Annotated in this window: 23 protein-coding genes; 16 read left to right on the forward strand and 7 right to left on the reverse strand. The window is 55.5% G+C overall.

All coding sequences use genetic code 11. From position 1 onward, the window contains the following. Positions 1 to 84 precede the first annotated feature (84 nt). Positions 85 to 1,233 (forward strand): FG-GAP repeat domain-containing protein, encoded by a 1,149-nt coding sequence (locus tag J2I48_RS04230; RefSeq protein ID WP_207334158.1) that lies wholly within the window; start codon positions 85 to 87, stop codon positions 1,231 to 1,233. A 5-nt stretch (positions 1,234 to 1,238) separates the two neighbouring features. On the opposite strand, the gene J2I48_RS04235 is transcribed toward J2I48_RS04230, so the two are convergent. Beyond that, on the reverse strand, positions 1,239 to 3,020 hold the full coding sequence (locus tag J2I48_RS04235; protein ID WP_207334159.1) for an alpha-amylase family protein: 1,782 nt from the start codon (positions 3,018 to 3,020) through the stop codon (positions 1,239 to 1,241). A 158-nt stretch (positions 3,021 to 3,178) separates the two neighbouring features. Between J2I48_RS04235 and J2I48_RS04240 the strand changes: the two genes are divergently transcribed. The 9 genes from J2I48_RS04240 (at position 3,179) to J2I48_RS04280 (ending at position 14,224) form a co-directional block, all read left to right on the forward strand. Further along, on the forward strand, positions 3,179 to 3,550 hold the full coding sequence (locus tag J2I48_RS04240; RefSeq protein WP_229375801.1) for a hypothetical protein: 372 nt from the start codon (positions 3,179 to 3,181) through the stop codon (positions 3,548 to 3,550). Between the two features lie 152 nt (positions 3,551 to 3,702). Next, positions 3,703 to 6,831, forward strand: coding sequence for a protein translocase subunit SecDF (gene secDF / locus J2I48_RS04245; RefSeq protein WP_207334160.1), 3,129 nt, complete (start codon positions 3,703 to 3,705; stop codon positions 6,829 to 6,831). A gap of 120 nt (positions 6,832 to 6,951) precedes the next feature. Beyond that, complete coding sequence (locus J2I48_RS04250; protein ID WP_207334161.1) at positions 6,952 to 8,457, forward strand: APC family permease; 1,506 nt, start codon at positions 6,952 to 6,954, stop codon at positions 8,455 to 8,457. Between the two features lie 97 nt (positions 8,458 to 8,554). Next, positions 8,555 to 9,910 carry an NAD-dependent succinate-semialdehyde dehydrogenase gene (locus J2I48_RS04255; RefSeq protein WP_207334162.1) on the forward strand — a complete coding sequence of 452 codons (1,356 nt, stop codon included), beginning with the start codon at positions 8,555 to 8,557 and terminating at the stop codon, positions 9,908 to 9,910. Between the two features lie 27 nt (positions 9,911 to 9,937). Then, positions 9,938 to 10,645: a hypothetical protein gene (locus tag J2I48_RS04260; protein ID WP_207334163.1), complete on the forward strand. Its 708-nt coding sequence runs from the start codon at positions 9,938 to 9,940 to the stop codon at positions 10,643 to 10,645. Positions 10,646 to 10,768: 123 nt separating this feature from the next. Next, positions 10,769 to 11,566 carry a sulfite exporter TauE/SafE family protein gene (locus J2I48_RS04265; protein WP_207334164.1) on the forward strand — a complete coding sequence of 266 codons (798 nt, stop codon included), beginning with the start codon at positions 10,769 to 10,771 and terminating at the stop codon, positions 11,564 to 11,566. Between the two features lie 143 nt (positions 11,567 to 11,709). Next, positions 11,710 to 13,116 carry an MBL fold metallo-hydrolase gene (locus J2I48_RS04270; protein ID WP_207334165.1) on the forward strand — a complete coding sequence of 469 codons (1,407 nt, stop codon included), beginning with the start codon at positions 11,710 to 11,712 and terminating at the stop codon, positions 13,114 to 13,116. A 55-nt stretch (positions 13,117 to 13,171) separates the two neighbouring features. Continuing rightward, on the forward strand, positions 13,172 to 13,747 hold the full coding sequence (locus J2I48_RS04275) for a YeeE/YedE family protein (protein WP_207334166.1): 576 nt from the start codon (positions 13,172 to 13,174) through the stop codon (positions 13,745 to 13,747). A gap of 21 nt (positions 13,748 to 13,768) precedes the next feature. Next, entirely contained in the window at positions 13,769 to 14,224 is a 456-nt protein-coding gene (locus J2I48_RS04280) for a YeeE/YedE thiosulfate transporter family protein (RefSeq protein WP_207334167.1), read from the forward strand. Positions 14,225 to 14,301: 77 nt separating this feature from the next. Here the strand turns inward: J2I48_RS04280 and J2I48_RS04285 are convergent, their stop codons facing one another. The 6 genes from J2I48_RS04285 to J2I48_RS04310 all read right to left on the reverse strand — a co-directional run bounded on the left by J2I48_RS04285 (position 14,302) and on the right by J2I48_RS04310 (position 19,124). Then, the gene (locus J2I48_RS04285; RefSeq protein WP_207334168.1) at positions 14,302 to 14,622 is read right to left on the reverse strand and encodes a hypothetical protein; all 321 of its coding nucleotides are present in this window, start codon (positions 14,620 to 14,622) and stop codon (positions 14,302 to 14,304) included. A 204-nt stretch (positions 14,623 to 14,826) separates the two neighbouring features. Further along, entirely contained in the window at positions 14,827 to 15,807 is a 981-nt protein-coding gene (locus tag J2I48_RS04290) for a pyruvate dehydrogenase complex E1 component subunit beta (protein ID WP_207334169.1), read from the reverse strand. 249 nt (positions 15,808 to 16,056) lie between these two features. Continuing rightward, positions 16,057 to 16,521, reverse strand: a complete 465-nt coding sequence (locus J2I48_RS04295) for a hypothetical protein (RefSeq protein ID WP_207334170.1) — start codon at positions 16,519 to 16,521, stop codon at positions 16,057 to 16,059. An 18-nt stretch (positions 16,522 to 16,539) separates the two neighbouring features. Beyond that, on the reverse strand, positions 16,540 to 16,941 hold the full coding sequence (locus tag J2I48_RS04300; protein ID WP_207334171.1) for a helix-turn-helix domain-containing protein: 402 nt from the start codon (positions 16,939 to 16,941) through the stop codon (positions 16,540 to 16,542). Between the two features lie 34 nt (positions 16,942 to 16,975). Next, entirely contained in the window at positions 16,976 to 17,476 is a 501-nt protein-coding gene (locus J2I48_RS04305; protein ID WP_207334172.1) for a hypothetical protein, read from the reverse strand. A gap of 142 nt (positions 17,477 to 17,618) precedes the next feature. After that, positions 17,619 to 19,124 carry a 4Fe-4S binding protein gene (locus J2I48_RS04310; RefSeq protein ID WP_207334173.1) on the reverse strand — a complete coding sequence of 502 codons (1,506 nt, stop codon included), beginning with the start codon at positions 19,122 to 19,124 and terminating at the stop codon, positions 17,619 to 17,621. Between the two features lie 149 nt (positions 19,125 to 19,273). Between J2I48_RS04310 and J2I48_RS04315 the strand changes: the two genes are divergently transcribed. The 6 genes from J2I48_RS04315 to J2I48_RS04340 all read left to right on the forward strand — a co-directional run bounded on the left by J2I48_RS04315 (position 19,274) and on the right by J2I48_RS04340 (position 25,571). Further along, positions 19,274 to 20,074 (forward strand): Rossmann-like and DUF2520 domain-containing protein, encoded by an 801-nt coding sequence (locus J2I48_RS04315; RefSeq protein WP_207334174.1) that lies wholly within the window; start codon positions 19,274 to 19,276, stop codon positions 20,072 to 20,074. Between the two features lie 73 nt (positions 20,075 to 20,147). Beyond that, positions 20,148 to 21,068 (forward strand): malate dehydrogenase, encoded by a 921-nt coding sequence (gene mdh / locus J2I48_RS04320; RefSeq protein WP_207334175.1) that lies wholly within the window; start codon positions 20,148 to 20,150, stop codon positions 21,066 to 21,068. 181 nt (positions 21,069 to 21,249) lie between these two features. After that, positions 21,250 to 21,906 (forward strand): TetR/AcrR family transcriptional regulator, encoded by a 657-nt coding sequence (locus J2I48_RS04325; RefSeq protein WP_207334176.1) that lies wholly within the window; start codon positions 21,250 to 21,252, stop codon positions 21,904 to 21,906. A gap of 109 nt (positions 21,907 to 22,015) precedes the next feature. Further along, a complete protein-coding gene (locus J2I48_RS04330; RefSeq protein WP_207334177.1) occupies positions 22,016 to 23,371 on the forward strand; it encodes a TolC family protein in 1,356 nt (451 codons plus the stop codon). Positions 23,372 to 23,411: 40 nt separating this feature from the next. Continuing rightward, positions 23,412 to 24,380 (forward strand): HlyD family secretion protein, encoded by a 969-nt coding sequence (locus J2I48_RS04335; RefSeq protein ID WP_207334178.1) that lies wholly within the window; start codon positions 23,412 to 23,414, stop codon positions 24,378 to 24,380. Between the two features lie 15 nt (positions 24,381 to 24,395). Continuing rightward, the gene (locus tag J2I48_RS04340) at positions 24,396 to 25,571 is read left to right on the forward strand and encodes an ABC transporter permease (protein ID WP_207334179.1); all 1,176 of its coding nucleotides are present in this window, start codon (positions 24,396 to 24,398) and stop codon (positions 25,569 to 25,571) included. The last annotated feature ends 36 nt before the right edge of the window (positions 25,572 to 25,607 follow it).

The raw sequence follows: 25,607 nt of genomic DNA on the forward strand, positions 1-25,607 counted from the left end.
TACCAGCGCGAAGCCATGAGCCATATATTTTTCAGATCAATCTTCTGATTTTTCATCGCCTTACCCTTCCAAAACTCACTCCCTATGAAAATCACCCTCCTCTTCCCGCTCCTGACCCTGCTCACCGCCGCCGATACGCTACCCCCTCGTGAGGTGAGGTTTACGCGGCATTTTGTGGCGGCGGAAAGCTATGAATCGGTGGGGATTATCGACGTGAATAAAGACGGCAAACCGGATCTGGTGTCGGGTGATTTCTGGTACGAGAACAGCGCTGATCGGACCAACTCATTCCGTCGGCGGAAGCTCATGGGTAATCAGAAACGGTATAATCAGTATTACGACGATTTCTCCACAATCCCGCTGGATGTGGACGGCGATGGCGACCTCGACGTAGTGACGGGGGGCTATTGGGGTGGCACGTTGCGGTGGCTGGAAAACATCGGCGCGGCAGTCAACGAGACCTGGCCGGTGCATGATATCGCGTCGGTGGGCAATACCGAAACTACCCGCGCCTATGACATTGACGGCGACGGCAAGCCAGAAATCGTACCCAACAATCCGGGTAAGCCCCTGATTTACTTCAAATTAGAAAAGTCCAACACCTTCCGGCAGGTGACGGTAGCGCCCACCCAAGGGCATGGCCTCGGCTTCGGCGACGTCAACGGCGACGGGCGGGGCGATTTCGTCATGGCCAAAGGCTGGGTGGAAAACAAAGGCAACGATCCGCAGCGGCGGACCGAATGGGAACTCCACGATGAATTCGACTTCGGCAGTGCCAGCATCCCCATCATCGTCACCGACCTCACCGGCGACAAACTGCCTGACCTGATTGTGGGGAAGGCGCACGGCTATGGGCTGCACTGGTATGAACAAAAGCTGGACAAAGCCACCCAAAAGCGCACCTGGACAAAGCACGTTATCGACGAGAAAAACGCGCAGTACCACACCATGGAATGGGCCGACATTGACGGCGACAAACGCCCAGACCTCATTACCGGCAAACGATTCCGCGCCCACAACGACACCGACCCCGGCAGCTACGACGCAGTGGGGCTGTATTATTTCACCTGGAACGGCCACGAGTTTACCCGCCACACCATTGCCTACGGTCCCCCCGGCGAGGGTAAAGGCACCGGCATCTTTTTCGCCCTCCACGACCTGCGCAACACCGGCCGCCTGGATATCATCGTGGCGGGGAAAGATGGACTGGTCGTGTTTTTTAATGAGGGGTAAAGTAGCTACCTCACCGCCAGTTCAATCGTCACCAAACTCAGCGGCTGTTTGCTGCCGTGTTCCAGCAGGATCTCGTTCCAGCCATCGCGGATGAGCGAAATTGGCAATTGGCAGACGTAGCCGATGTGCTCTTTGGTGAGGTGGGTGAAGGGGCCGCAGGGAAACAGCAACTCGTCCGAGCGGGTGAAGCGCGTTTCGGGCCAGGAGCCGTTGAGCGAGACCGATGCCCCCTCAAAGCGGCTACCCGCTTTCAGCACCAGCTGTACCAGCAGTACCAGTCCCCGGTCGGTGGGTTCGGCGCATAAGGCCGTTCTGAAGGCGTATTGGCCCTTTCGTTCCAGCACCACCGGCAGTTGGGCGGGCACCTCGAACGGGGTAAGCCCCAGCGATGTGCCGTTCATACCAAACGCGTAGTGCTTGGGTTGCCCCCGCAATTGGTCTAGCTGGCCCACCGCACCCAGGGCGGCATAATCGGCCCGCAGGCCGGGCAGGCGGGGTTGGTCGGCCCCGAAAAAGTTGAACCACTCGATGCCCCCGGCCCCCTGCACCAGGCTGCTCACGGCACTGCCCCGCATCAGTTCGCGGCTGGCGGCGGTATCGCGCAGGCCCTTGGTCTGCTTTGCCTTTCTGTCGAACACCGGCAGGGGGTTTGGTGCCCCTTCAATGCACCCATATATAGCTACCCGGTTGCCCAGTTCGCGGCGGAGGGCATCGTGGGGCATGTCCCAACTGGTGCAGAAAAAACCGGTGGGGCAAACCAGGTCGATGATGCCCTCGCGGCAGAGCGTGACCACATCGAGGCCGATTTGTTTGAGCATCGCCAGCCGACCGGGAATGCGCAGACTCAGCGGGTAGGGCCGCCCCGTTTTTTTGGCCTGACGCTCCGTTAGTGCCCGGATCTCCCGAATCCAGTCGGAGATCATCGCGATGGTTTCGGCGGAGGCCCCCGGTTCGCAGCAGAGGGGTTGCCGCCACCAGTCGAGTTCAAGGCCTTCGAAATCATAGTCTTCCACCACCTCCCGAATCTGCTCGAACATCTGCCGACGGACCTCCGGCTTTTCGTAGTTCAGCCCCTGCCGGTAGAGCCAGTTCTGATCGCCGTAGGTGTAGCACTCCAGCCGCATTTCTTTTTGCTTCAGCAGGGGCAGGTTGAAAAAGCTGCCCTCGAAATTGTTGCAGCCGTGCAAATCATTCATCCGGATGCTCACCCACGGCGACACCCCCCGCCGCCGACAGGCTTTGGCGGTCTCGGCCAGCCAGTCAACACCCGCGTCGAGCAGGTCCTGGTAGCGGTTCATAAACGGCACCATGTTGTCCAGGAACTCCTCGACGGCGGCGGGTTTGGTAATGCCCTGACAGATGGCGTGTCCCCGAAAAAAGTCACGGTCGCCCCGTTTATAGCCGTCCAGAATGCTCGGAATCGTTTTGCTGGGGTACCACGCCCGCGAGGCGTTGGCGTTGATGATGAACGTGTCCACGCCACTATCCGCCAGCACGTCGACACAGCGGTGAATGGCTTTGGCTGAAAATGGCCCTCCTTCCAGCGTAGGTTTGGTGTTGAGCTTACCCGTTCGCGGATTCTTTACGATTTTCAGCGTATAATCTTCCGGCTGCCACAGTTCCGGGTTGTAGAAAAAGACCGACGTATCGCCGTTATACAGGTTACGGTGCCGGGCCGAAACGGGGTTCGAAGCCAGGGACAACGGTGGCGCTGGCAACCCAGCAGGCGTCGTCGTTTGGTGTGGCAGTCCAGGTAGCAGCAGGGCACCGGCTACTGAGTTTTTCAAAAAAGTACGTCTACTACTAGGCATGGCGTTACTGGGTATAGAACTAGGTTGAGCCACTGGCAAACTACCAATTTGTCAGCTGGAAACGTATCATCTTCATACCGCATCTTGTTTCAGGGCTATTTTGGTGCGACTTTTGTAGTCCCTCTTCGTAACCCATGACGTCGCCAACGCTTTCTTACCGCTCTTTACTCCTGTTTCTGACGGGGCTGCTGCTGTTTGTCAACGGCGGCGGGGCGTCGGTTTGGCGGTCGAACGTGGCTGTGGCACAGGCGGTTGCGGCCAAAAAAGCAGGCAAATCAGCCGAAAGCAAGTCTGACGTGATTATAAAGGCTGCTTCATTTGAAGCGGTTGTCGCGCCCGGTCATTCATTCGATTTTTCGCACGTAGCCTACTTGCTACCCGCGCCCATCTGGCGCTTTCTACACCTCCACCGGCCCATTCTGCGCCGCCATTTCGAGGTTCCTTATTTCTATTTTTCTTACCTCAGGCATGTCTTCGGGCACTTCATAGCCCCGAATGCACCGTAGAAGGACGTTGGTAACTAGATTTTGGATACTGGACTTGTCGTCAGTGAAGCTGCTTATCTACTAGCGCAGTCGTACGGAGGATAATCCAACAGCCAATATCCAGTATCCATCGTCCTTTTTCTTTTTCCTCCAACTTCCATTTTACATACACCATGCAAAACAGAACCGTAGTTCTGATTTTGACGGGTATTATATCGGTCCTGTGCCTGTATTACCTGTCCTTTACATTCGTTTCGCGCAATATTAAAAAGACAGCCGAGCGCGTGGCTACCGGTGCCGACGGCAAAGTCGACGTGAAGCGCAAGCAGGTTTATCTTGACTCGCTCTGGAAACGGCCCGTTTACCTGGGCAACACCCTCCAGGAAGTGACCGAGCGCGAGCTTGGCCTGGGCCTTGACCTTCAGGGCGGTATGCACGTGGTACTCGAGGTGTCGCCGGCCGCCGTGCTGAAAAGCCTGGCCGGCAACACCCGCGACCCGCAGTTTAACGAAGCCCTGAAGCGCGCTGCCAAAGACCAGCAAACAAGTCAGGCCAGCTTCGTAGACCTGTTTATCAACAACTACAAAGAGCTAGTGCCCGGTGCTAAACTGGCCAGCGTATTCGCCACCAACTCAAACCGGAGCCGGATCAACTACCAGTCGTCGGACACTGAAGTGAAGCGGCTGCTAACCGACGAAGTAGCCGGTGCCATCGACCGGTCATTCCGCGTGATTCAGGCGCGGGTAGATAAATTTGGCGTGACCAACCCCAACGTGCAGCGCCTGCCTGGCACGGGTCGGATTTTGATTGAACTCCCCGGCGTGGATAATCCCGACCGGATTCGTCGCCTGCTTACGGGTGCGGCCAAGCTGGAGTTCTGCGACGTGTACCGCATCAGCGAACTAGCCCCCGCGCTGGAAGGCCTGGGTGCCTATCTGGCCAAGGCCGAAATAGACCGCAAGGCGGCCATGGCCAAAGCCAAACCAACCACCACCATTTCGGGTACGGCCCCGGCGGCGGGCGACCTGGCTTCACAGCTGGGCAAGCAAACGGCCTCTACGGCTACGGCAACGGCTTCAGCCTCAGCGCCTAAAGTAGACTCGGCGCAGGGTACGGCTGCCTTGACCAACCTGTTTATCCCGATCTCGAACTTTGAAATGGCGGTCGATATCAAAGACACCGCCCGCGCCAACGCCATCCTGAACGACCCCGAAGTGCGCGCCCTGTTCCCCAACGACGTGGAGTTCTCCTGGAACCGCAAGTCGCAGGAAATGGCCATGTCGAACAACGCCCCCAAGCGGGAGTTGCTGCCCCTGTATTTCTTGAAGAAGCCCGGCGGCAAAGCGCCTCTGGAAGGCGACGTGATTTCGGATGCCGCCAACGACCTGAGCGAACGCGGTCAGCCAGAAGTAACGATGCGCATGAACGCCGAGGGTGCCAAAAAGTGGCGTGCTCTCACCGCCGCCAATATCAACCGCCCCGTAGCCATTCTGCTCGACGGCCTGGTCTATACCGCGCCCAACGTGCAGTCGGAGATTCCCAACGGTAGCTCAAGCATCACGGGTAACTTTACGACGGACGAGACCAAAGACATGGCTAACGTGCTGAAAGCCGGTAAGTTAGATGCCCCTGCCACCATCGTCGAAGAAAACATTGTGGGGGCTACGCTGGGGTCGCAGGCCATTCAGGCGGGCATTATTTCGTCGCTGGTAGGTTTGCTGATCGTGCTCATTTTCGTGGCCCTCTACTACGGTCGCGCCGGTCTCATTGCCGACGTTACGCTGTTTGTCAACCTGTTCTTCCTGATGGGCGTGATGGCCGCCGTGCCGGGTACGGTGCTCACCATGCCTGGTATTGCCGGTATCGTGCTCACCATCGGTATGTCGGTCGATGCCAACGTACTTATCTACGAACGGATCAAGGAAGAATTGGAACTGGGCAAAACCCTGCGTCTGGCTATTACTGATGGCTTCAAAAATGCGCTCTCGTCCATCATCGACTCGAACGTGACGACCTTCCTGACGGGTATTATCCTGTTTTTGTTCGGTACGGGCCTGATCAAAGGGTTTGCCACCACGCTCATCATTGGTATCGCCACGTCGCTGTTTGCGGCCCTGCTGATCACCCGCCTGATGATTGAATGGTACGCCGCCAAAGGAGGCAACCTCAGCTTCTCGTCGTCGTGGGCCAAGAACCTCTTCAAAGGCTCTGACTTCGACTTCGTGTCGCACCGCCGCACGTACTACATCATCTCGTCGACGATTATTGCGCTGGGTATCATCTCGATCATCTTTAAAGGCTTTGGCCTGGGTGTCGATTTCAAAGGTGGCCGGTCGTACGTAATTAAGTTCGAGAAGTCGATCACCACCGATCAGGTACGGGCTGCGCTGGCACCGTCGCTGGGTGGTAGCGAGCCGGAAGTGAAAACCTACGGTGGCACGGGTATTGGCGCCGACCAGGTGAAAATGACCACGAGCTACGACATCGACAACACCGCCCCCGACGCCGACAAGCAGGTGGAGGCGAAGGTGCTGAGTGGGCTGAGCAAGATCAACGGCAACCGGGCCAGCATCGAAAGCTCGCAGAAAGTAGGACCAACTATTGCCTATGACCTTATCATTTCGGCCTTGTGGTCCATTCTACTGGCTGTGGCCGTGGTATTTGGCTATATCCTGATCCGCTTCAAGCGCCTCGCCTTTGGCTACGGTGCCGTGGTGGCCCTGTTTCACGACGTGCTGATTATCCTGGCTATTTTCTCTATCGGCAACGGACTGCTGCCTTTCTCGCTGGATATCGACCAGGCGTTTGTGGGTGCCCTGCTGACCATCATGGGTTACTCGATGAACGACACCGTGGTAGTATTTGACCGGGTGCGCGAGTACCTCAACGAAAACCGGGGCAAGAGCGAATCCATCCCGACGATCATCAATAACGCCCTCAACAGCACTCTGAGCCGCACAGCCGTAACGGGTTTGTCAACCATGCTGGTGCTGCTGGTGCTGTTTATCTTCGGGGGGGCCACCATCCGGGGCTTCTCGTTTGCCATGCTCATCGGCGTCATCGTGGGTACGTACTCGTCGCTGTTTGTGGCTACGCCTATCGTGGTAGATACCCTCACCCGCGACAAAGTAGATGGTGACTCTGACAAGCCCGGCGGGCTGGTAATGCCAAAGACAGGCTACAGCGCCATCCCCGCCGATTTCACCGACAAGGAGGCCGCTACGCCCGAAGAATTCACGCAGGCTGCCGTTGCTAAAGAGAAGAAGGTAAAAACGCCGATCATCAAGCCATCGCAGAAGTAACAGACGGCTGCTGGTTGTTTGTCTGTTTGTTAGTTCGTCTTTTAAGCCGTACATTATTCGGTTGAAGGCGCGTTCTGGCAAACAGACAAACAGACAAACTAACAAACATCCTTTTCCTGTATGGAGACAGAAACTAAAAACTATTCCGACACTACCTCGGTCTGGCGGCGTAAACCCATGTACCTGTACGAGCAGGACATGAAAAAGAGTGAACTGAAGCGGGTGCTCGGCAAATGGAGTCTCACGGCCATTGGCATTGGGGCCATCATTGGCGGGGGTATTTTTGTGCTGACGGGTACGGCAGCTCACTACCACGCCGGTCCCGCATTGGCGCTTTCGTTCGTAATTGCGGGTATCGGCTGTATTTTCGCAGCCCTTTGCTACGCCGAATTTGCCGCCATGCTGCCCGTTGAAGGTTCAGCCTACGCCTACGCCTATGGTACCATTGGGGAGTTGTTTGCCTGGGCTATTGGCTGGGGCCTCATCCTCGAATACGCCATGGGTGCCATGACAGTGGCCGTGAGCTGGTCGGGGTATTTCAATAAACTCGTGCATTTGTTTGGGTTCGATATTCCGTTCTGGCTCCGAAACGATCCGGTGTCTGCCGCCAAATATGCCGCCGACAATGGCCTGGCTGCCCCCGGATTCTCCATCAACCTGCCTGCCTTTATTATTGTATGGCTCGTAACGTCGGTGTTGGTGCGGGGCATTAAAGAAGCCGCCGGGGCCAACAACGTGATTGTGCTGCTGAAGGTGGCCGCTGTCTTGTTTGTGATCGTGGTGGGGGTGTTTGCCGTAGTGCCTGCCAACTGGCAGCCATTTATTCCCGCTCCTGAAATGATTCAGGGCGAAACGGGTGCGCCGCATTCGGCCTATGGTTGGGGCGGCATTGTGTCGGGGGCATCAGCCATCTTCTTCGCCTACATCGGTTTCGACGCCGTGTCGACGCAGGCTGGCGAGGCCATCAACCCACGTAAGGATATTCCCTTTGCCATTGTCACGTCATTACTGGTTTGTACCGTGCTTTATATTGCCGTATCGCTGGTACTGACGGGCATGATTAACTACAAAGACATCGTGGGCGATGCCCTGAAAGCGCCTGTAGCGGCGGCTTTCGAGAAGGCCGGTAAACCCTGGGCTGTCTTTATTATCACGGCAGCTGCTACGGCGGGCCTCGTCTCGGTGATGCTGGTAATGATGTTGGGGCAAACCCGTATTTTCCTGGGCATGGCAAAAGACGGTTTGTTGCCTAAATTCTTCAGCAACATTCACCCCACACTGAAAACACCCTATAAAAGCACTATACTGGTAGGTCTGGTGGTGTCTATTGTAGCCGCCTTTACGCCCATCAGTATCCTGGGTGATATGACCTCCTTCGGCACCCTGTTTGCTTTTGCCATGGTCTGCCTGGCCGTATTGCTGTTGCGCCGGAGCGACCCAGGTCGGGAACGGCCATTTCGCGCTCCTGCCCTGTTTGTGATTGCACCACTAGGTATTATTATCAACTTCTACCTGATCGTCAATCTAAGCGAAATAGCCCAATTGGCGGCGCTAGGTTGGTTGTTGGTGGGTCTGGTCGTGTATTTTATCTACGGTCGTCGGCACAGCAACCTAAACGATTTATGAGGTAGATAGTGCTGTCAAAAAAAGCCCGGCTGCTCACAGAGTAACCGGGCTTTTTGTTATTCGTAAGTTCGCCCGTTAAAGTATAATCAACAGCGCTATGACCTTCAAAACCACAAACCCCTACACGGGCAAACACCTCGCTGATTACCCAGCCTATACCGATGCTCAGATCGACAATCTGCTGACCAGGGCGGCAGCGCAGTTCGCCGACTGGTCCATGCGGTCATTCACCTACAGGGCCGATTGTTTTCGGAGGTTGGCCGTCGTGTTGCGCCAACGGCACGACGAACTAGCCCTGCTGATGACCCACGAAATGGGCAAGATCCTGGCCGAGTCGCGGGCCGAAATTGAGAAGTGTGCCGCCCAGTGCGACTACTATGCCACCCACGCCGAGGCCATGCTCCACCCCGAAGCTATTGATACGGAGGCGCAACTGAGCGGCATTAGTTATGAACCCATGGGCGTGGTGCTGGCCATTATGCCCTGGAATTTTCCCTTCTGGCAGGTGTTTCGCTATGCCGTACCAGCCCTGATGGCGGGTAACGTGACGCTGCTGAAACCGGCCCCCAATACGCTGGGCTGCGGTTTGGCTATTGAAAATGCCTTCCGCGAAGCCGGATTTCCTGAGGGTGTGTTTGCCTGCCTGCTTGTCGACGTGCCCGCCCTGACTCCCATCATTGCCGACGACCGGATCAACATGATTACCCTCACAGGTAGCGAGCGGGCGGGGGCGTCAGTGGCGGCGCTGGCGGGGGCGAACATCAAAAAATGTGTGCTGGAACTGGGCGGCACCGATCCCCTGCTGGTACTGGCCGATGCCAACCTGGACGCCGCTGCCAAGGCTGCCGTTACCTCGCGCATGAGCAACGCCGGGCAGGTGTGCATTGCCGCCAAACGCTGGCTGGTGGAAGCCGCCGTGGCCGACGAGTTTACCCACCGCGTGGCCGACCTGATCCGCGCTATCCGCCAGGGAAACCCTCTCGACCCGGCCATTCAGATGGGACCCATTGCCCGCCCCGACCTGGCCGATACCCTGCGCCGGCAACTAACCACCGCCCAGGCGCAGGGAGCCCAGTTGCTGGTGAGTGGGTCAGGCGAAGGCACCCTGTTTGCACCCACGCTGCTAGGCAACGTGCGGCCCGATAACATCGCTTTTCGGGAAGAAACCTTTGGCCCCCTGGCCGCCATCACCACCGTACGCGATGCCGAGGAAGCCATTCAGGTTGCCAATAAATCGCGTTATGGCCTGAGCGCCGCCGTCTGGACTACCAACCTGGACCGCGCCGCGCAACTGGCCCGGCAGCTTCAGGTGGGCAGCGTCTTTGTCAATACCGTGGTGCGTTCCGACAGTCGGTTGCCAATTGGCGGGGTGAAAAAATCGGGTTATGGTCGCGAACTGGGGCCAACGGGTATTCGGGAATTCTGTGCCACAAAAACGCTTTTTGTGGCGTAAGTGGGTTAACGCCGTACCTTCGCACTTATGCAACTCTGGAAATTAATGGGCCTCGCAGGCTGTATGCAGGCTATGTCACTGGCCGCTTTGGGTCAGAGCATAGACGCTAACGTTCGGATCGGGCTTGATGCTGTGGCCGGGCTTCAGGTGTCTGACTACGGCCCTGTCAACGAAATACTGGTTCGCAATGGGTACAATGGCGTTCGGAGCAACAGTGCCCGGTTTGGTATTGGGGTGGCGCTTTGCGGTCCGCTGACGGGTAAGCTGCCCGTGCGGCTGGGGTTTCAGGCCATGATGAATACCAACGAAAACCTGTCGGGCAACAGCCGCACGTCGCTAACAGGCCTCAATACGCAGCTCAATCTGGAACTGGACGTGGTTAATAAGGGGGCGTTTATTGCTGGTCCACTCATTGGTATTGGTGTGCTAACCTCGACCATCGAAGCATCGAAAGACAACCAGGTGGGTGGTTTCAATAGCTACGTAGCAGGCAATGCAAAAGGCATCACGCTTCATCACCTTACGTTTCCGCTTAATATGGGCGGGCGGGTGTGGCTACGGATGCGCAACAACGCTGCCCAACAGCTAAAACGACAGGGATTCTTTCTGGCAGGTGGTTATATGCTGGGCCTCGATGGCCAAAACTGGCACTGGGCCAACAACGTCAGCCTGCCCAACGGCCCTAGCCTCAACGCGGGTGGCTGGTACGTTCAACTTGGTTTCGGTGCCCGGTAAACCGAAGTACTATCAACACGGAGCCATGGAGAAGAGCACGGAGAACATGGAGTAATTCTTTCTTCTGTCTGAAAACAATTCGGTGTCCTCCATGTCCTTCTCCGTGTTGACATTATCCCTGCTATGAGCGTACAGGAATTGGTTGGGTACACGTCGGCCATTATGGTTGGGCTGGTGATTGGGCTGGCCGGGGGCGGCGGGTCTATCCTGACGGTGCCCATCTTCGTTTATATGTTTGGTATCCCAACCTTGCTGGCTACCACCTATTCGTTGTTTGTGGTAGGCACAACCTCGCTGGTAGGGTCGGTGAATCATATCCTGAAAAAACGCGTCGACCTGCGCGTAACGGGTGCTTTTGCTGTGCCGTCGTTTGCGTCGGTCTACCTCAGCCGTCGGTACCTGGTGCCCGCCCTGCCCGATCCGTTGTTGCAGTTTGGTACCTTCAGCCTGGCCAAAAGCGACGCCATGCTGCTCTTCTTCGCCTTTGTCATGCTCTTTGCCGCCCGCGCCATGATCCGGGCCAAACGGCCGGAGGTGGGCATGGCCAGTGATGGCCGCGTGCGATTTGGTACGCTGGCGCTGGATGGTCTGGCCGTGGGCCTGCTCACGGGCCTTATTGGTGCTGGCGGCGGGTTTCTGATCGTGCCCATGCTGGTGCTGTTGGCGGGACTACCTATTCACCGGGCCGTGGCCACGTCGGTGGTGATCATTGCCGTTAACTCCTTCGTGGGCTTCCTCGGCGACGTACAGCACGTGCCCATGCGCTGGGGTTTCCTGCTGCCATTTACGGGCCTGTCTATTCTGGGCATCTTCCTGGGCATGTACCTCTCGCGGTTTATTGCTCCCGAAAAACTCCGCAAAGGCTTCGGCTGGTTTGTGTTGCTGGTGGCCATGTACATGATTGCGCGGGAGGTGCTGTAACGGACAAGCAAGAGGTAAGAAGCAAGAGGCAAGATGTTCTTTGAAGACGCTTCTTGCCTCTTGTTTCTCGCCTCTTGCTTCTCCACAAGGACCTAAACCTCCTCCGAAACTGTTTCTGACCTATTACGGAATACGACTGACCTATGATTATTGAGCAACTGTATACGGGCTGTCTGGCGCAGGGGGCCTATTATATTGAAAGCAACGGCGAGGCGGCCATCATTGACCCGCTCCGCGAAACTGCACCCTACGTGCGCAAAGCAGAGAAGGCCGGGGCCAGCATCAAGTATATTTTCGAGACCCACTTCCACGCCGATTTTGTGTCAGGGCATATCGACCTGGCCAAAAAAACGGGGGCTACCATTGTCTACGGAGCCAATGCCAACACAGCTTATGAAGTGCATCATGCCACCGATGGTGAGGTGTTTAGGTTGGGTGAGGTGTTTATTAAAGCCCTGCACACCCCCGGCCACACCCTCGAATCGACGACGTATTTGCTCATGGACGAAACCGGGCGTGAACACGCTATCTTCACCGGCGACACCCTCTTCATCGGCGACGTGGGCCGCCCCGATCTGGCGATTAAAGGCGACCTGACCGAGCGCGACCTGGCGGGAATGCTCTACGACAGTCTGCACACCAAGATCATGCCCCTGCCCGACGACGTGATCGTGTATCCGGCCCACGGCGCGGGGTCGGCCTGTGGGAAAAACATGAGCAAAGAAACCACCGACACGCTGGGTAATCAGAAGTTATTCAACTACGCCCTCCGTGCCCATTCCAAAGACCAGTTTATTGAACAGGTACTTGACGGGCTGAGCAAGGCTCCGGCCTATTTTGCCCAAAACGCCCGGCTGAATAAAGAAGGGTACGAGTCAATTGACCGGGTGATGCAGCGGGGTAGTCAGGCACTGTCGGCAGCGGCATTCGAGGCGGCGGTTAATGAAACCGGTGCGCTCATGCTCGACGTGCGCGAGGCGGCCGATTTTGCCAAGGGCTTCATTCCCAACAGCATTAACATCGGCCTCAACGGGCAGTTTGCGCCCTGGGTAGGTGCGCTCATTCCCGATCTGAAGCAGCCCATTGCGCTCATTACTCCCGTGGGCCTGGAGAAAGAAACCGTGTTGCGGTTGGCCCGCGTGGGCTACGATCAGTGCATCGGCTACCTCGAAGGCGGTTTCGAGGCCTGGCAAGCCACTGGTAATGAGATAGATGCTATTGAGTCAATAACTGCCGACGAGTTCATTCAGCGACTGGCCGCTAACCCTCAGGCTCCCATTCTCGACGTGCGGAAGCCCGCCGAGTTTGACGCAGAGCACCTGACCACTGCCGAAAACAGCCCGCTTGATACCCTCAACGACCATCTCGCCGGCATCAGTCATACCGAGCCGGTGTACGTGCATTGCGCGGGCGGCTACCGCTCTATGGTGGCCAATTCAATCCTGAAAGCCCGTGGTTTCGACAATGTGGTCAACGTGGAAGGTGGCTTGGCTGCTGTTAAAAAAGCTGCTCCGGAATTGTTGCGTGTTAATGAGTCTAACCTGCATTGACGGTCCCTGCTTGGGTGCTTGTAGCAGTAGTAAATACCAATTTTATCCAACACTCATGATCGATTTTCTTAGGCAGCCCTGGCCCTGGTATGTGGCCGGGCCGCTCATTGGCCTTACCGTGCCCACGCTGCTCATGTTGGGCAACCGGGCCTTTGGTATTTCGTCGTCACTACGGCACATCTGCGCGGCCTGTATGCCCGCTAATCTCGATTTTTTCACCTACGACTGGCGCAAAGAAGCCTGGAACCTCTGGTTTGTGGGTGGCATCCTGGTAGGTGGTTTCGTGGGTGGTGTTCTGCTCACCAATCCCCAGGCCATGACCATTGCCCCCGCCACCGTGCAGGCCTTGCAGGCGCTCGGCATCCGCGATTTTGGGTCAGGTTTGCTGCCTACCGACCTGTTTAACTGGAGTAACCTGCTCACGTTCAAAGGCCTGATTTTCTTTGTCTTCGGTGGTTTTCTGGTGGGCTTCGGCACGCGCTGGGCCGGTGGCTGCACGTCGGGCCATGCCATCATGGGTCTGTCGAATTTGCAATGGCCGTCGCTGGTGGCCACGGTCAGTTTCATGGTGGGTGGCTTCGCCATGACGCACCTCGGCCTACCCTGGCTCATGAAACTAGCTGGATTTTGACACAATCAATACAACCTCACGATGAATACTCAAGTCGACGTAATTGAAACGCCTGTTAGCCGCAAACGCCCGGTTGGTAACTGGGTCTATGGCGTGGTGGGCCTGCTGTTAGGTATCGTTTTCGTGAAGGCTGAAATCATCTCTTGGTTTCGCATTCAGGAAATGTTCCGTCTTGACTCGTTCCACATGTACGGCGTCATTGGCTCGGCCGTGCTGACCGGTATGCTGTCTGTACAGCTTATTAAACGATTCAATGTCAAGACGTTAGATGGCAATAGAATTGCCATTGCCCCGAAGAAATTCAAACCCGGACAGATCTACGGCGGGCTGCTGTTTGGTTTTGGCTGGGCCATCACGGGGGCCTGTCCGGGGCCGCTTTTCGCCCAGATAGGCGCGGGCTTCGGCGTCATCTCCGTCACCCTCCTCAGCGCCATCGTCGGCACGTGGGTGTATGGCGCAGTACGTAGTGGTAAGTGATGAGTTTGCTGCCGCCAGCATATTGCTCTGGCGGCAGCAAACTCATCACTTACCACTCATCACTTACCACTATTTTTTCATCTTCCCGGATTTTCATCCATTCCTAGCCTGGGTAGGGGCGGGTTGAGGAGTTTTGGGAGCACTTTTACTCTGAACACGCGGGCACCGCCCACGTCGAAATCGCAGGTGTAGAAGCCGCGTTCTTTCACGCCCCGGTATACAGCGGTGTAGTTTACTTTGGCGGGCCAGCCGTTAAACGCCAGTTCACCCGTGATGGCGTCGACGGCTTTGCGGAGGTTAGAGAAATACACTACGGTAGGCTCGCGGTGACGCAGGCTGTTCAACGAACCGATGGGCGAAACGGTTACTTCATAGATCGTGAGCGATTGACTGCGCATGAATTTTGTGGTTAAAATATGAGGATTTTTAGATAGGCATTTGACAAATTATCAAACTATTTTCCAAATCCACTCAAATTCCAGCTGGCGTAATTTTTGCGGATGCTATCCTTCGGGCAACGGAGCGAAAATAAATTTTGCCACTAAAAAAGCGCCGTCCCACTGGGGGCGGCGCTTCTTGAAAACGAATCATAATCGGCCTGATTAGCGCTTATACATCACCGAATCAACGGCTTCGAGCGTGCGCTTCAGGCTGGGTAAAATGGCCTCAATCAGCGTGGGCGCGTAGGGGAGGGGCAAATCGAGGCTGTTAACCCGAATCACGGGCGCGTCGAGGTAGTCGAACGCGTAGCGCTGAATGTTATACGTCAGTTCCGACGAGATCGCCGCCAGGGGCCAGGCTTCTTCCACGATCACGCAGCGGTTGGTTTTCTTCACCGAATTGAGAATTGTTTCATAGTCGATGGGGCGCACCGTACGCAGGTCGATCACCTCGGCCGAGATATTGTTTTTGGCCAGTTCGTCGGCGGCGGCGAGGGCCACTTTCATGATCTTGCCGAACGAGACAATGGTGACGTCAGTGCCTTCGCGCACCACATGCGCCTGTCCCAGTGGAATAAGGTATTCCTCTTCGGGCACCTCGCCCTTATCTCCGTACATCAACTCCGACTCCATGAAGATCACGGGGTCGTTGTCGCGGATCGAGCTTTTTAGCAGGCCCTTGGCGTCGTAGGGGTTAGAGGGAACGACCACTTTCAGGCCGGGCGTATTGGCAAACCAGTTCTCGAAATTTTGTGAGTGCTGGCTCGAGAGCATACCCGCGTTGCCGGTTGGTCCGCGAAACACGATGGGGCACGAATACTGCCCACCCGACATCGACATGATCTTGGCCGCAGAGTTAATCACCTGATCAATAGCCACTAACGAGAAATTGAACGTCATAAACTCGATTACCGGTCGCAGCCCGTTAATGGCCGACCCCACACCGATACCGGCAAAACCAAGCTCGGCAATGGGCGTGTCGATCACGCGTTCGGCGCCAAACTCGTCGAGCATACCCTGGCTCACTTTGTAGGCACCGTTGTATTCGGCCACTTCTTCGCCCATCAGGTAAACAAGCGGGTCGCGGCGCATTTCTTCCGTCAGGGCCTCGCGCAGGGCTTCGCGGAATTGTATTTCTCTCATGGATCAGTGCGTTGTAAGCTGCTTACGAACCGAACGGACGGGCAGTCCGGCCCGTTCAGAAATTCGCCCAAAATTAGCACAGGAAGCCCAGAGTGGCAATTCAGCTAGGACATAGCCACAACTGATTACCTCTTTCGCTTTGAGCACCATCGCCCTGATGTTGACTTGTATCTGTTGTAGCAGCTACTATTTCTCGACAGCAAAGCAGCGGTGTATGCACGAGTAGTAACGGCGGCATTGTGAAAGCTGTCAGGATTCCATAACCTGAAATGCCACTGGATCTATAACAGGCAGAATTGCTTGTTGCCACTGTGTCCCCAATAATCGTTCAAAAAGGATACCGCGCGTAGTGGACACTGAAATAGAATTGAGCGTTGCTGCCAAACCGGTGGGCAATGTACCCGGTTTGCTTACCAGATCAGGCTGTTGCTGTAACCATAGCTTATAGCCAGCCAGCCTATATTGACAATCAACTGTCAATTCGGCTACTGGTGTTTGCGCACCGCTAACCGCCATGGTAACCTGCACTTCAACGATCCAGTCTTCGGTATCTGCCAATCGTAAATGTTGTAGTTGTATACTGAACTCAACAGCCTCAGGTGAGCCATCAGACTGCTCATTGATGGTAAATGCCTTTACCCGGACAGCCCGGATTTGAAAGCCCATACCGGCAGATTGCTCAGGCATTACTATGTCTTTTCGACGGTTTGCCACAGTAGGTTGTTTTGTTCTTTAATGGGCCTGCGTTTCATGATGTTCCGACGGTTGCACAATGCCTGTCTGAAAACTCTCGTAGTTTATCAAATCAGACTCCTGTCTATAACTTGCTATCGCTATCCGTTCATAACGGGCCACTTGTCTGGCCACTGGTTTGGGCTCCTCTTTAACGCATAGCAGCTTTACTCCCAATACATGGCTTAAGTCACTCAACGTATCGATAGTGAAATTGTGTGTGCCGCTTAGCCATTTGCTGATTTCGGAAGGTTGCTTGTTGAGTTTGATTGCCAGATCTTTCTGCGCCCAACCCTTAGCATCTAAAGCGTCTGCGATACGGGCGGCTAGCATCATGCGGTCATGAATGCGTTGTTCCTGCTGCGGATTGACCGTAGCGAGCAGGTCATTAATGATGTCCATAAGAGGGTATATCAACTAGGAAAAAAAGTGTGATTCAACGGTAATCTTCTGTGTCAAGCGTTAGATTGCCCAGCAATTCCAACCCATCATTTGACCAATAAATGTCAGAGTCCTTTAGTGCTTTGATCATCGTTTTTGACACAAGCTGGAGCAGTTTATTCTCGTATGTCAGTTTAGGATCTTCCTGCCAAGTACGAGTTGTTTTAGGTCCACCACCACCTACAATAACGGCTACACGTCCATTTCGGATACAGTAGAGCCGTAAGTGCTTCCCATCAGCATCGTATAGTGCTTCAATGCCATCGCCAGCCCCAAATCGACCTTCGGCTGGTTTGAAAAATGTTTCTCTGGCACCAGTATGGTGGCCAATTTGCCGAAGCCTTACTAGTAGTTCTTTCACCTCATCAATAAAGTCGGTTCTATTTTCCACCACAAAGCGTTCCAGTAATGTTTCGCTCTGCGCATCTAACCGCACCGAATAAATGCTTGCTTGACCTCCAGACAGATCATCTTGCTTGGTCAGGGTGAATTTCACTTACGAGTAATTTTTAGACAAAAATAAGGCCAGAATGTTTAGAAATTTAATTTAAAACTAAATTAGAGTTTTGATTTATTCAAAGGTAGCTATGCATAATAATGGTCGGCGATCTGGTTTTAACTGGAGCAGTGCCCAAAACTCAAATCTTCCGCGTCGTTACTGGCCCATTCTCTAAATTGAGTACGCCGCGGGGGCAGACGGACGAGCAGATGCCGCAGCCTACGCATGATGAGCGCACGATGTCCTGCCCCTTTTGGGCGTAGGCCCGCACGTCGATGCCCATTTCGCAGTAGGTCGAGCAGTTGCCGCAGGATATGCACTGCCCGCCGTTGGTGGTGATGCGGAAGCGCGATTTAAACCGCTGCACCAGACCCAGATACGCCGCCAGCGGACACCCAAACCGGCACCACACCCGGCTGCCCATGAGCGGATAAAAGCCCGTGCCCACCACCCCCGCAAAGATCGACCCGATCAGAAATCCGTAGGTACTGCGGATGCTGTACGAGTCCAGGAACCCAAACAGCGTTGACTGACCTGACAGATAGCTGTAGAGCACCAGCGCGGTCATGACCACGGCAAACACGAGTACGCTATGCACGATCACCCGCTCGAATTTCCAGGCCTTCACCGTCTTGTTCGACAGGTGCCGGAACGGGTCGCCGAGGGTTTCGGCCAGGCCCCCGCAGCCACACACCCAGGAGCAATACCAGCGCTTGCCCACGAAATAGGTGATGACCGGCACGCCCACCGTTGAGAGCGCCGTGCCCCAGACAAACATGAAAATGCCCAGCGTACCGGCCTTTAGTTTAGCGTTGATCTCATAGTCGAAAAAGAAATCGTAATCCAGTGGCCAGATGCTCTTCAGATCTTGATAGGGCGCGTTGAGCAGGCTCATCAGTTCAGGAATGAGGAATGCAAAAAACAGCTGGAATCCCATCACCGACAGCGTGCGGTACTGCTGGTAGCGACTGTGGCGGTAATTGATTAGCATCCTGACACCCATCACGAGCACAATAAGGGTGTACAGTGCCCCATACAGAAACCATTTGCTGGCCGGTCCACCGTTGAGGGCGCGGCTGAGGGGGTCAATTAGCAGGGTCCAGTTGGTGATGTATTCAGGGTAGAAATAGAGCAGAATATAAAACCCGATCAGAAACGTGCCCAGGATGATGCCGATCCAGCCCACGTGGGTGGCAGGGTGGCGCATGATGCCATCGTTGCGAATGCCTGGTTTGTCGTTGAGGCGGGGCAGCGCAAAAAGAATGCCGCCCAGCGCCGCCAACCCGAAACTAAGCCAGAACAACAGGCCGGCGTTAGCTACGGGGCTGCCCAGGGTGCTGCGCTTGGTGAGGTCGAAGAGGTACTCGTCGTAGATAACGGCTTTCCAGTTTTGTTTGGCTTTTTGCTCGTCGTTGTAGCCGTTGATAGCCCCGCGCAAATCGCTCACAAAGGCAAACTGATTGGTGTATGGCTTGCCGAATAGTGGCCTCAGGCGGGGTTCCAGGGCCGTTTGGTGCTCCGGTTTCAGCGTCTGTTTCACCACCGCAGGGGTCAGTTCAAACTGGCCGAGCGTGAGTACGGCAATGAAAACGGCAAAGCCAAGCAAAAACAGGCCAAGGCCAAGGGGACGCAGGAAAGTGGGCATAACGAAGCGGGGTTTGTCAAATATACGTCCTGTGTAAGACGCTGGTTTGTCTGTTCGTGCGTTTGTCTGTTTGTTTGTGTCAGGTTCAGTTCCACCGAAGCGGCGTGACTGCCAAACAGACAAACACACGAACAGACAAACAGTCCCTCATGACCATCACCTTTATCGGCGCGGGCAACGTGGCCTGGCATTTGGCACCGGCGCTTGAAAATGCGGGACATCATGTGCTGGCCATCTATAGTCGGCAGTTAACCCACGCCCGGCAACTGGCTACGATGCTCTACGACGCCCGGCCCATCTCCGACCTGAACCTGGCCGACAACCCCTCGCAACTGTTTATCCTGGCCGTGCCCGACCATGCGCTCAATGACGTATGCGCCCGGCTGGTGCTGCCCGAAGGGGCCACGCTGGTGCACACGTCGGGAGGCCTGTCGCTTGAAAAGTTACGGCAACTGGTGAGCGTTTATAGCGACGTGCCGGTGAAAACGGGGGTGTTCTACCCGCTACAAACCTTCACGAGAGGTCGCGCCCTGCTCGATTTTGAGCAGATACCGCTGTGCATCGAAGCTGACGACCCCGACACTGAAGCGCAACTGGTGACAATGGGGCAGGAAATCAGCACGATTGTGTACCTCGTTAGCTCAGCCGAACGACGGGCACTGCACGTGGCGGCGGTGCTGGCCTGTAACTTCAGCAACCACTTTATGGCTCTCGCCAAAGACATCACCGACGCCGAAGACCTGGAATTCGATCTGCTGAAGCCCCTCATCCGCGAAACCGTGCGAAAAGCCCTCGACGCCGAACACCCCGCCGACGTACAGACCGGCCCCGCCCGCCGCCACGACGCGCAGGTGATGCAGAACCACTTGAACTACCTGAGCAACAAGCCCATCGTGGCCAGGTTATACGAGGTGGTGAGTGCCAGTATTGGTGAAAGAGCGAAAGCGTGAAAGGTGAAAGAGTGAAGGTTTGCTCTTTACCTTTACGCCCGAATTTTGATTTCTATACTCATTCCATTTTTTCATGAAAATCACCGTTGTAGGAGCCGGGGCCGTGGGAGCCACTTGTGCTGACAATATTATGCGTCGCGAACTGGCCGAAGAAGTCGTTCTGCTCGACATTAAAGAAGGCCTGGCCGAAGGTAAAGCCCTGGATATGTTCCAGACTGCTACCCTTTGCGGGTTCGATACTAAAATCACCGGCTCAACCAGCGACTATTCGAAAACCGCCGGGTCGGGGGTAGTCGTCATCACGTCGGGGATTCCACGGAAGCCGGGCATGACGCGGGAAGAACTGATCGGCACTAACGCCAACATCGTGAAGGGCGTAACGGAGAGCATCCTGCAACACTCGCCCGACGCCATCATCATCATCGTGTCCAATCCCATGGACACGATGACCCAACTCACGCTACAAACGTCGGGTCTGCCCAAAAACCGGATCATCGGCATGGGCGGCATTCTGGATTCGGCGCGTTTCAAAACGTACCTGTCGATGGCGCTGGATTGCCCACCCAACGACATCCACGCCACGGTTATTGGCGGGCATGGCGACACCACCATGATTCCGCTGACTCGCCTGGCCACCCGCAACGGCGTGCCCGTGAGTCAGTTTCTCGACGACGCCACATTGCAAAAAGTAGCCGCCGATACCATGGTGGGCGGCGCTACGCTGACCAAACTCATTGGCACCTCGGCCTGGTATGCCCCCGGCGCGGCGGTAGCTGAGTTGGTAGAGAGCATTGTGCGCGACCAGAAACATATTTTCCCCTGCTGCGTGGCCCTCAACGGCGAATACGGGCAGTCGGATATCTGTTTGGGTGTACCCGTGGTAATTGGCAAGGACGGCTGGGAGGCCATTATCGATTACACACTCACCGACGACGAGCAGGCCAAATTCAACCAGTCGGCCGAGGCCGTGCGGAGTATGAACAGCGTACTATAAGCAGCTTGTAAACACCAACAAAAATCCCCTGACTGGCCAGTCAGGGGATTTTTGTTGGTAGACCAATTAGTAGACGTTATTCGCCGTCAGGCAATGCAGGTCCGGCTGGAGTTGTATGGCTACGGGAACCCTTTTCCGGGTTGTTTACCTTTCTTATACAAATATTGTATCATTAGTTTCTATGAAGCGTATTGCTAACCCACCGTCAACTGCTGGTGAAATAGACCCGCTCAGCCTGCCTCAGCGCCTCATAGACGCGGCAATGACCTTGTTTTTCAGGTACGGCTATAGCCGCGTCGTGGTCGATGACATTGCCCGTGAATTGGCTATCAGCAAAAAAACGATCTATAATCACTTTGGTGGCAAGGCCGATATTCTGATGGCTGGCATTGAGCGGTTTGCAACTCGTTATCTCAGTGGTGCTGAGGCTATCCTGAACGATGTTGACCTCACCTTCCGGCAGAAACTAAACGCCTACCTGCTCCACATTGGCATCAGTTTTAGTAGTATAAATCGCGCCTTTCTTGACGACCTAAAGCGTTCAGAACCAATAGCCTGGCAGCGTATGACCGACTTTCGAAGAGAGGTGCCGCTGAAGAATTTTGCCCAACTGCTCGACGAGGGTGCCCGCGTTGGCTACATCCGCGACGACTCGACCCGGCAGCTGGCAATCCTGGTCTACGTCAGTGCCGTACAAAGCCTGACCGACCCTGATTTTTTGGCTCAGTTTCCCGGCTTTTTGCCCGTTGATATGGCCAACAATCCCCGTGAAACTATAGAGCAGGTGATAAATTTATTGCTACGCGGCATGTTGACCGAGAAGTTTTACCGCGAATAGAGTTAGGTAAGTAACGAACGCTAAGGTAAGCACCGATAGTGGCGCGTCGGTGCTTATTTTTTGTATTGGATGGAAACTATAAAAACTAAAATAGTGTAATTAATGCAACATGAAACGCTCAACAACATTCCTACTTTCGCTGGCCACACTGCTTACGTCGGCAGTTGCTTTTGGTCAATCGACCACGCCTCCTGCTGTGGGTGTGGGGCTTACCCGGGCTGCGCTCATTGAGCAGGCCCTAAGCAGAAGTTATGCCCTGGCTACCAATCAGGCCGAACAAACAAAGGTGAAAATCGAGCAGCAGTCGCTGCGGAATCAGTACCTGCCTGAGGTAACGTTCAACCCCACGTTTACGCACCTCGACCGCGACATTGCCATCACGATTCCGAGGTTGCCCTACCAGCCTTTGCCCAAAGAGATTTACAGCGGCCCCTACGACCTCTCGCAGGTGATTCAGCGGCGCGATATTCTCCGCGCTACGGTGTCGGCCAATGTACTCCTGTTTTCGGGGACGAAAATTCCCACGCTCGGCAAAGCCCTGGTGCTCAAGGGTAAAGCCGTTTCGGCCATGGCCGACAAAGAGCGTATGGCCGTAATCCGCGATGTGGCGCAGGCCTATGATCAGCTGGCGCTGGTGGCCAAATCGGAGACGGTACTGGCCGAAGCCGACACCCGCCTGCTGGCGCAGACAACCTTTATCAATCGGGCCGTAAAAGAGGGGCTGGCTACGCCCTACGACCGCAGCAAGGTAGAACTGGCCGCCCAGGATCTGAAAGCCAAACACGTCGACCTCGATGGTAAACGACAACTGGCCATTGCCCGCCTGACGCAGCTGACGGGCCTCCCCGCCGCCCAACTCGCCGATATCCGCCCAGAACTGACTCCACTTATGGCCGACACCCTCGCCACAGGCGTAGATAACCGACCGGAGATCAAGGCGTTGACGTTCTCGGAACAAGCCGCGAACTACAAACAGAAGGCCACCATTGCGGGCTACCTGCCACAAGCCTACGCCTTTGGTAAAAACGAATTGCGCCGTCAGGACCTGTCGGCCATTGAACCCTACTGGTACGTCGGCGTGGGTATCCGCTGGACGTTGTTCGACAAGATGGCCGCCCGGTCTGAGCGGCGCACTGCCCAGCAGGACGTGCTCATTGCCCAGAACAACCTCAACCAAACCCGCGAACTGCTGACGTTGAATCTGGCAAAATCACGGACCGAGGTGGCCACGGCCAACCAACTGCTGGTGGTGGCTCAGCAGAAAACAACCCTTGCCCGCCGGGCACTCGACATTGCCACCAAGCAATATGAGCAGGGCCTGATTCGGATTACGGAACGGCTTGAGGCCGAAAGCGATTTCCAGAAAGCGGAACTTGACTACCTGCAAGCCATTGTCAATCAGCGTAGTACAGCCATTGCCCAACGTGAAGCCACCGGCGACCTGACCGTAGGCGACGTTCAATAAACCCCGGCGGCTATGTAGCCTCCGACAACTAACCAAGTATATGAAACTCAACGTATTCGTATCAATGGCCATCAGCACGTTGTTGCTGAGCGCCTGCCAAAAAGACAAGCCACTCGCTACCGATGCCATCGAGGGCAAAGTAAAAAAAGAAACCGTGAGCGTGACGGCTAAGGTAACGGGCCGCATTACGAAACTGCTTGTCAGCGAAGGTGACGTGGTGCACAAAGGACAGCCCATTGCCAGCATCGATATTCCCGAAGCCGAAGCCAAACTGTTGCAGGCGCAGGGTGCCTACACGTCGGCTAAGGCGCAATACCAGATGGCCCGCAACGGAGCCACCACCAATGAACGTAGACAGGCCGACGCAGCTGCATCGGCCGCCAACGACCAGTATGCCCTGGCCGAAAAAAGCTTCGCCCGAATTAAAAACATGTACCGCGATTCGCTGATTTCGGCGCAGCAGTACGACGAGATGCTGACCAAATACCAGTCGGCAAAGGCGCAGCGGACAGGTACCCTGGCCAAACGCGATGAGGTAGACGGCAACGTACGCGCCGAACGGGTTCAGATGGCCTACGGCGACATGCTGCGGGCCGAAGGTGCCCTGAAAGAAGTACAGTCGGCGCTGCGCGAAAAGGTGATTGTGGCCGCCCAGGACATGACCATCGAGAGCATCAGCCTGCACGAAGGTGAATTGGCACCGGCGGGCTATGCCGTGGCTACCGGGTATGCTGCTGGCCGGACGTACCTGCGTTTTACGGTGAGTGAGAAAGCCGTAGGCGCGTTTGTGAAAGGCCAGACGTATTCGGTAAAGATGCCCTATAACAACAAAACGATAGAGGCTAAGCTACTAACAATCAAAGAGTTGAATAGCTATGCGTCGCGTACCAGCAGCTACCCCACCTATGAACTCGGCGAAGCGTCTTACGAACTGAAACTGATGCCCGTAAACCCCGCCGATCAGGCTGCTTTGTTGACAAACCAGACGGTCATGCTCACCGCCAACTAACCAGGCTACTCAACCATGAAAACGTTTTTTCAACTTATAGGGCGTGAGTTCCGGCAGTTTAGCCGCAACAGCGTGGCGGTGGCGGTGTTTATTGGCGGGCCGCTTTTTTTCGGGCTGCTGCTGGGCTTCACCTACAACCGCCCCACGGTGACGAACCTGCCCATCGCCGTGCTCGACTTAAACCAGTCGTCGCTCAGCAGTAAAGTAATCGATGCCCTCGACGATAACCCGACGGTGCATATACAGCAGGTATTCAACGATGAGGTATCCGCCCGCAACGCGTTCCAGACCGGGCAGTATGAGGCCATTGTAACCCTGCCCGAACATTTTGAAGGCGACGTACAGCAGCGACGTACTCCCGAGGTAGAGGTAGACCTGAACATGGCCAACATCCTGACGGCCAACTTTGTCTCGCGGGCGGTGCAGACAACCCTCTCGACCATCAACGCCGGGGTTGAGATTGAAGGCCTGATGAAACGGGGCGTACCGGCAGCCGATGCCCGCAGTCAGTTTCAAGCGTTCAGCATCAACAATACACGCTATTTCAACCCGTCGGGCAACTATGGCTACTATATGATGCCGGGGCTAATGGGGGCGGTGCTGCAACAGGTCTTTCTGCTGGCCCTGGCGCTGGCCTTCAGCAAAGAGTTTGACGAACACACGTTTGGGCAGGTGCTGGCCAAAACTCACAAATCGGGCCTGGTGCTGATCACCAAAATTCTGCCTTACTGGATCATGGGCGTAGGGATCTGGGCCTTCGTGCTGGGCATCCTGTTTCCCCTGCTCAAGATTCCGCCCATTGGTGATCTGTCTGCCACGCTGGTGCTCATTGCCGCGTTCACACTGGCTATTACGGGGTTGGGTATTCTGGTTAGTATATTGATTCCGAATCAGTTGCGGGCTACTGAACTGCTGATGGTGCTCGCTACGCCCAGTTTTGTTATCAGCGGTTATACCTGGCCTGCCAGTCAGATGCCGGGCTTTTTGCAGGGCCTGGCGCAGGTGATTCCGCTCACCCATTTTTTAAGCGCTTTCCGAAAAGTATTCTTTTTGAACGCGCCTTTTTCAGCCATTTGGCCAGAGGTACGGCTGCTTACGCTCTACGGGCTAGGTACATTGCTGGTAGCCTGGCTGGCCCTTTGGTTTATTATGCGGAAGCAGTCCCGGGCCACCGTTGCCGTAGTGACCTAGCCCTGAGGCTCCCTAAGGACGTAAACTGATACTATT

The sequence above is a fragment of the Fibrella aquatilis genome, from assembly GCF_017353255.1.
Taxonomy (GTDB): domain Bacteria; phylum Bacteroidota; class Bacteroidia; order Cytophagales; family Spirosomataceae; genus Fibrella; species Fibrella aquatilis.

Excerpts from the sequence above, each read along its gene's own strand:
- J2I48_RS04340 (WP_207334179.1), top strand. The coding sequence starts at position 24,396 with ATGAAAACGTTTTTTCAACTTATAGGGCGTGAGTTCCGGCAGTTTAGC.
- J2I48_RS04240 (WP_229375801.1), top strand. The coding sequence starts at position 3,179 with ATGACGTCGCCAACGCTTTCTTACCGCTCTTTACTCCTGTTTCTGACG.
- J2I48_RS04260 (WP_207334163.1), top strand. The coding sequence starts at position 9,938 with ATGCAACTCTGGAAATTAATGGGCCTCGCAGGCTGTATGCAGGCTATG.
- secDF (WP_207334160.1), top strand. The coding sequence starts at position 3,703 with ATGCAAAACAGAACCGTAGTTCTGATTTTGACGGGTATTATATCGGTC.
- J2I48_RS04280 (WP_207334167.1), top strand. The coding sequence starts at position 13,769 with ATGAATACTCAAGTCGACGTAATTGAAACGCCTGTTAGCCGCAAACGC.
- J2I48_RS04330 (WP_207334177.1), top strand. The coding sequence starts at position 22,016 with ATGAAACGCTCAACAACATTCCTACTTTCGCTGGCCACACTGCTTACG.
- J2I48_RS04325 (WP_207334176.1), top strand. The coding sequence starts at position 21,250 with ATGAAGCGTATTGCTAACCCACCGTCAACTGCTGGTGAAATAGACCCG.
- J2I48_RS04315 (WP_207334174.1), top strand. The coding sequence starts at position 19,274 with ATGACCATCACCTTTATCGGCGCGGGCAACGTGGCCTGGCATTTGGCA.
- J2I48_RS04300 (WP_207334171.1), bottom strand. The coding sequence starts at position 16,941 with ATGGACATCATTAATGACCTGCTCGCTACGGTCAATCCGCAGCAGGAA.
- J2I48_RS04275 (WP_207334166.1), top strand. The coding sequence starts at position 13,172 with ATGATCGATTTTCTTAGGCAGCCCTGGCCCTGGTATGTGGCCGGGCCG.
- J2I48_RS04285 (WP_207334168.1), bottom strand. The coding sequence starts at position 14,622 with ATGCGCAGTCAATCGCTCACGATCTATGAAGTAACCGTTTCGCCCATC.
- J2I48_RS04265 (WP_207334164.1), top strand. The coding sequence starts at position 10,769 with ATGAGCGTACAGGAATTGGTTGGGTACACGTCGGCCATTATGGTTGGG.
- mdh (WP_207334175.1), top strand. The coding sequence starts at position 20,148 with ATGAAAATCACCGTTGTAGGAGCCGGGGCCGTGGGAGCCACTTGTGCT.
- J2I48_RS04250 (WP_207334161.1), top strand. The coding sequence starts at position 6,952 with ATGGAGACAGAAACTAAAAACTATTCCGACACTACCTCGGTCTGGCGG.
- J2I48_RS04255 (WP_207334162.1), top strand. The coding sequence starts at position 8,555 with ATGACCTTCAAAACCACAAACCCCTACACGGGCAAACACCTCGCTGAT.
- J2I48_RS04290 (WP_207334169.1), bottom strand. The coding sequence starts at position 15,807 with ATGAGAGAAATACAATTCCGCGAAGCCCTGCGCGAGGCCCTGACGGAA.
- J2I48_RS04230 (WP_207334158.1), top strand. The coding sequence starts at position 85 with ATGAAAATCACCCTCCTCTTCCCGCTCCTGACCCTGCTCACCGCCGCC.
- J2I48_RS04335 (WP_207334178.1), top strand. The coding sequence starts at position 23,412 with ATGAAACTCAACGTATTCGTATCAATGGCCATCAGCACGTTGTTGCTG.
- J2I48_RS04310 (WP_207334173.1), bottom strand. The coding sequence starts at position 19,124 with ATGCCCACTTTCCTGCGTCCCCTTGGCCTTGGCCTGTTTTTGCTTGGC.
- J2I48_RS04270 (WP_207334165.1), top strand. The coding sequence starts at position 11,710 with ATGATTATTGAGCAACTGTATACGGGCTGTCTGGCGCAGGGGGCCTAT.